The sequence below is a fragment of the Novipirellula rosea genome (assembly GCF_039541335.1).
GTDB lineage: Bacteria > Planctomycetota > Planctomycetia > Pirellulales > Pirellulaceae > Novipirellula > Novipirellula rosea.
Window position 1 is genome coordinate 1 of sequence record NZ_BAABGA010000020.1, and the last position, 6,074, is coordinate 6,074.

Annotated in this window: 5 protein-coding genes and 1 pseudogene; 2 read left to right on the forward strand and 4 right to left on the reverse strand. The window is 56.5% G+C overall.

All coding sequences use genetic code 11. The annotated features are described in order from the left end of the window. On the forward strand, nucleotides 1-3,047 hold a 3,047-nt coding region (locus tag ABD971_RS08265), incomplete at its 5' end, for an Ig-like domain-containing protein (RefSeq protein ID WP_345321094.1). Between the two features lie 128 nt (nucleotides 3,048-3,175). After that, the gene (locus ABD971_RS08270; RefSeq protein ID WP_345321096.1) at nucleotides 3,176-3,703 is read left to right on the forward strand and encodes an AAA family ATPase; all 528 of its coding nucleotides are present in this window, start codon (nucleotides 3,176-3,178) and stop codon (nucleotides 3,701-3,703) included. 517 nt (nucleotides 3,704-4,220) lie between these two features. Here ABD971_RS08270 and ABD971_RS08275 read toward each other — a convergent pair. The 4 genes and pseudogenes from ABD971_RS08275 to ABD971_RS08290 all read right to left on the reverse strand — a co-directional run. Then, on the reverse strand, nucleotides 4,221-4,643 hold the full coding sequence (locus tag ABD971_RS08275) for a hypothetical protein (protein WP_345321098.1): 423 nt from the start codon (nucleotides 4,641-4,643) through the stop codon (nucleotides 4,221-4,223). Nucleotides 4,644-4,649: 6 nt separating this feature from the next. Next, nucleotides 4,650-5,207 carry a hypothetical protein gene (locus ABD971_RS08280; protein WP_345321100.1) on the reverse strand — a complete coding sequence of 186 codons (558 nt, stop codon included), beginning with the start codon at nucleotides 5,205-5,207 and terminating at the stop codon, nucleotides 4,650-4,652. 45 nt (nucleotides 5,208-5,252) lie between these two features. Continuing rightward, nucleotides 5,253-5,726: a hypothetical protein gene (locus ABD971_RS08285; RefSeq protein WP_345321102.1), complete on the reverse strand. Its 474-nt coding sequence runs from the start codon at nucleotides 5,724-5,726 to the stop codon at nucleotides 5,253-5,255. After that, a pseudogene (locus tag ABD971_RS08290) lies at nucleotides 5,723-6,074 on the reverse strand (hypothetical protein); the annotation flags it as partial. The pseudogene ABD971_RS08290 and the gene ABD971_RS08285, both read right to left, overlap by 4 nt.

Consider the following 6,074-nt stretch of genomic DNA (forward strand, 5'->3'; position numbering starts at 1 on the left):
CTCCAGCGGCCGACTTCAACGGCAGCGACAGCTTTACTTACGATGCCACCGATGTGAACGGCGACATCGAAACGCAGACGGTCAACGTCACGGTCAATCCGATCGATGACGCCAATGACGACACGACTGTGACCGACGAGGACACGGCAGTCAATGGCGATGTCTCGACCAACGACACCTATGCCGGTGCGGTGGGCTATGCCTTGAACACGGGGCCATCCAACGGTAACGCGACCGTTAACCCCGATGGCACCTTCACTTACACACCTGATCCCGACTTCAATGGCAGCGACAGCTTTACTTATGACGCTACCGATGTGAATGGTGACATCGAAACGCAGGCGGTAACGGTTACGGTCAATGCGGTCGATGATGCTAGCGATGACACGGCCACTACCAATGAAGACACGGCCGTCATTGGTGATGTGTCGACCAACGACACCTACGCTGGCGCCGTTACCTATGCCTTGAACACGGGAGCTGCCAACGGCACGGCCGTGGTCAACCCGGACGGCACGTTCACTTACACACCCGATGCCGATTTCAACGGCACGGATTCGTTCACTTACGACGCGACCGACGTGAACGGCGATGTCGAAACGCAAACGGTGACGGTTACGGTCAATCCGGTTGATGATGCTGCCGATGATACGGCCACGACCAATGAAGACGCGGCGGTCAGCGGCGACGTGTCGCTAAACGACACCTACAGCGGCACCGTTAACTACACGCTCAATTCCGGCCCGAGTAATGGCGCAGCCGTGGTCAACCTGGACGGCACCTTCACTTACACGCCCGCTGCCGACTTCAACGGTACGGACAGCTTTACTTACGACGCGACCGATGTGAACGGTGATATCGAAACGCAAACGGTCACGATCACGGTCAACCCCGTCGACGATGCCAGTGACGACATCGCCACGACCAATGAGGACACCCTGGTTAGCGGTGACGTCTCGATCAACGATACCTACGCTGGCGCGGTCGGCTACGCCTTGAACACGGGAGCAGCCAACGGTACGGCCGTGGTCAACCCGGACGGCACCTTCACTTACACGCCCGCTGCCGACTTCAACGGCACGGACTCGTTCACCTATGATGCCACCGACGTGAACGGTGACATCGAAACGCAGACGGTGACGGTGACGGTCAATGCGGTGGACGATGCTGCCGATGACACGGCCACGACCAATGAAGACACGCCGGTCAGCGGAGATGTATCGACCAACGATACCTACGCCGGGGCCGTTACCTACGCCCTGAACACAGGACCAGCCAACGGCACGGCTATCGTCGACGCCGACGGCACCTTCACTTACACACCCGATGCCGATTTCAACGGCACCGATTCATTCACCTACGACGCCACCGACGTGAACGGTGACATCGAAACGCAGACGGTGACGGTGACGGTCAATGCGGTGGACGATGCTGCCGATGACACAGCCACGACCAATGAAGACACGTCGGTCAGCGGTGATGTCTCGATCAACGACACCTACGCCGGGGCCGTTAGCTACGCCTTGAATACGGGACCGACCAACGGCACAGCCCTGGTCAATCCCGACGGTACGTTCACTTACACGCCCGATGCCGACTTCAACGGCACGGACTCGTTCACCTATGATGCGACCGACGTGAATGGTGACATCGAAACACAAACGGTCACCGTGACGGTCAACCCGGTCGACGATGCCAACGATGATACGGCCACCACCAATGAAGACACGGCGGTCAGCGGAGACGTCTCAACCAACGACACCTACGCTGGTGCGGTCGGATTCGCCCTGAACACGGGAGCGGCTAACGGTACGGCTACCGTCAATCCCGACGGTACCTTCACCTACACACCTGATCCGGACTTCAACGGCAGCGACAGCTTCACCTATGACGCGACCGATGTGAACGGTGACATCGAGACCCAAACGGTGTTCATCACTGTGAATCCCGTAAACGATCCTCCCACGATCGACAGCCTTAATTCGAGCCATGATGAGCCTTGTGATAGCTCCGCGGACGGGAGTGTCCATATTGGCGGAACATTCTCGGACGTGGATCAACTCGACATTCACGCAGTGAAGGTCGATTGGGGTGATGGCTCTGCGATCGAAACGCTGACCGGTGTCGATCAAGTAGCGGATACTTTTGAAGCTATGCATAACTACGCTTCTGGCGGCATTTTTGTCATCACCGTCACTGTCGACGACGGGAACGGTGGTATCGACGCGGAGACCACGACGGCGGTCACGCATGGTGTGGGCGTTGTCAACGGCGTGCTATACGTGATCGGAACCGATGGTCGCGATGATGTAGACATCAAGCTCGGCAGCGATGGTGGCAGCGATGGCGGACCGGATCAACTGAAGGTCAAGGCGAAATTTGACAAAGGTGGCGGCAGCGATAATGGATCGGATGGTGGCAGCGATGGCGGCACCGATTACTTCAACGTCGCCGACGTCGACAAGATCGTGATCCATCTCTGTGACGGCGACGACAAGGCCAAGATCCACAAGAAAGTTACCATCGATGCCGAGATCTACGGTGGTGCTGGCAAGGATAACCTTGACGGCGGCGGCGGAAATGATTTGCTCGATGGCGGCGACGGCAATGATGACCTGGACGGAGGTGCTGGCAGCGATATTTTGCTTGGCGGCGATGGCAATGACAAATTACACGGCGGCAGCGACGGTGGATCGGATGGAAACTCCGACGGCGGCGGCGATCTGCCAAGCCGCGATATCCTGATCGGTGGTGCTGGCAACGACAATATGAAAGGCGGCGATGGCAACGATCTGATGATCGGTGGCGACGGTAAGGATAAGATGAAAGGCGGAAAAGGCGACGATTTGATGATCGCAGACATCGCTGCAAACCAATACGATCTTTCGGCTCTCGACTCTGCTTTAACCGCATGGAACGACGACGATTTACCCGCGGCAATGGCGGCGCTCGGAACGCTCACGTCTGATGGCGATAAGGATGACCTGAAAGGCGGAAAAGACGACGACGAACTATTCGGCAGCGGCAATGACAAGCTGAAGTTCTAACAATCCAACGTGATACGTTATACGGGCATCAGACGTCGAGTCTACGACTTGTCGTCTGCTTGTCCTTTTCTTGCTCGGCCATACGCTTACCTCCCACTAAATGTCTATCTTCAGACGCAGCGATCGGTATGAATCAACGCAAACATATCGCCTATCTGATGCGTGGCCTGCCGGCGTGTGGCAAAAGTCATAGGGCTCGCCGCTTGGCGGGCAGCGATGGAATTGTGTTGGAAACGGACCAGTATTTCTACACTCAGGTTGGCGATGATCCCGGGAGCTACGATTACAGTAACGAGCGATTGTCCGATGCACGTTCATGGAACTTGAGTCGGTTTCGTGCTGCGCTGGCTCACGGTGTGTCCCCCATCGTGATCGACCGTGGCAACGGATTGAACAGCGAAACACTCGCATACGTTCTGCTGGCACACGAATCTCGTTACCAAGTCGAACTCCGCGAACTCGATAGTCCCTGGTGGCAGGAACTACGTGTGTTACTGAAGTACAAGGACGATGTCGCTGCGGAACTGCTTGATCGTTGGGCCGAATCTCTTGCCGAACGCAGTCGACAAACGCACCGGGTGCCCATGAAAACGATTCAGCGTTGGATGCAGTCGTGGCGATCTGACCTGACAGTCAATGATGTTCTCCAATGCTAGAGCCCGTGGGGTGAAAATACTCAGCCGAGCATTAAACACGCCGAAAAACCTGCTTTCAAACAATTGTCAGCCAGGTATCTCAGCCGAATTGACGTGCTGTCGACATCGGCAATGTTTCCGCGATCGTTCTCACCGGAATTGCGCCAAGCCTCGATCGCTCACAGGTTTGGCCACGCAACTTTTCATTTCGCTTCACACCAATGATCGTCTCGGATTACCGGACACCGAGACGCCGATGAAATTCGTCCCTTATCCGCGGCAGCTGTTCTTGGTCATCGTTGCTAGTAGCGTAAAAACCAATACAACACGCAATCGTTCGCTACATAGTCCAGATTATCGGACCCTCAGGCTATCGCTGACCGCTGCGACCGGTATTTTCCCTGCGATCGGCCGTAACGTGGGCGCCTTCGCTTAGTCGGTTGATTGCGAGGATTTGACGGCGCGGGTTCGGGATTCTACCAAACGCGTCAGTAGCTCGGCTGCCTCAAGGCGGTTGCACATTCTCTCCGAACGATGATCACTCGCACGTCGACCGACTCAGCGCGGAGGTATCTGCGACTGCTTCGACAATCTCTTCCAGGATTAAGTGACGTAACTTCGCTGGCTCGACGGCGTTGTGGATGTCCCAAGTAAGTTCCTGGCCGCCGGTCAACGTGACTTGTTCCGCCTTCAATCGCTTGATGGCATCGGCAGTCGGCCGGTAGCTTCGGAGCGATTCGATGATTCCATGCGTTATTGGGTGCAGCGAAGAAATCGGAAACTGAAAGTGATGACCGCCGTAGCTCAGTAAAATCGCGGTGCCGAAAACGTCTCCCTCTACGGTCTGCGCGACCACCACATGGCACTGCGGCAGACAGCCGGCCCGGTCAATCACCAGGGAGCGAAAGACAATCGCCGTCCACGCGTGACAGAACTTCTTGATGTCCGAGCGTCGCAACATGTCGTTTCATTCCCGGCGTGGGTTAGGAGACGCCTGAACTGATCCGTCTATATCCGCCACACGTTGATCGATGTAGTCGACAATCGAAGGTTTGATCCGTTCTTCAAACTTCTCTGGCAATTCGTGCGAGAGCCCTGAGTGCGCCGTATACTCCTCGGGCAATCTCGGCTCGCGGTCTCGTTGGTAACCCATAAAGTGCAGATCATCGACTAGCAAACCGTCCCAGTACAACTTTACGGCAGAGTCGAATTCGATGGGCACCTCATAAGACGACCACCCATGATTGCTAAACGATGCGGTCCAAAGATTGGGATACCTTTGGAGTTCGACATAGGCTCCCGCATCGCTGGGGCTATCGTATTGCCAGTCGAAGCTTCGGACATACGCCCCGAGCGGCAGCCGCTGCAGTAGTTCCCTCGTTTCCGCGAGTGTCATCTTCGGATCGATGGAAAACCAATGCCGCTGTCCCCCAGGCGTTGACCAGTCGCGAGTTTTCAGATGCGTGACTCGCGGATGGGCGAAGAATGCGGCCATCGCGGAGTTGGGTTCTACGTATTCGGTCATTTGGACAGCATAACCGATAAAGCCAACGCATGTCCTGATTCATCTTCAATTAACCGTCGCACGCTTTTGCTCACCATCCTTACTCATTTGGTCTGTGAGTTTAGCAAAGAGGCGACGCTGCTTGTCCCAGTTCGGCTCGGCCGCGATCGGGCGGATTTGTCGCTCGGTGAGCGGGGCTCGGCCGTAAGTGTAGGGCCTCAGGAAAAGGACTTTCTCTTGAAGGTCGGGAGCAAGATTGGTCAGGTTTAGAATCTGAGTAAGACGAGCGCGGGTGACGCGGCCGGCACGGGCCAGATCAGCTTGCGATTCAAATCGACCGGTAGCGAGGACGCGGTCGAAATGGATCGCGAGCGCCATCAAGCGCGACACGCGTGGCAGTCGGCCGGTTGTGGGCAGCGGTGGGGCCCCACCGCGGCGAAACTCGCGAGCTCCGCGATCACTACGTGCAACGTGAAAGGCGCGGCGGATCGGCCGCGTGCGGGCCGACGTTTCAGGTGCACCATTTGTTTCGTCGCTCATTGGGCGTTCTCCGAAATGTGGCGTGCGAAGTTACCGTCTTGACCCAATGAGCTGAGTCCAGCCGGATGAAACGTGATATCGATCGTCCCGGCGACGCCGTCGAAATCGATCCGCTCGATCAACAACTCCATCAGTCTGCATCGATCTCGAGGTGGAATCGCGTCCCAGGCTTTGTCGAGTTCGCCGAGGGTATTGCGGATTGATGCGTGACTGACGCGTATTGGTCGATGATTGTCAATCGATTCGCGAAGTTCATTCAGCCGGGATTCGTTCTTGTCGATACGAGATTGCGTTGATTCAATCAGGTCGGGTCCAGCGGACGTTGCGAGGAGGTGTGCGATCTCGGCA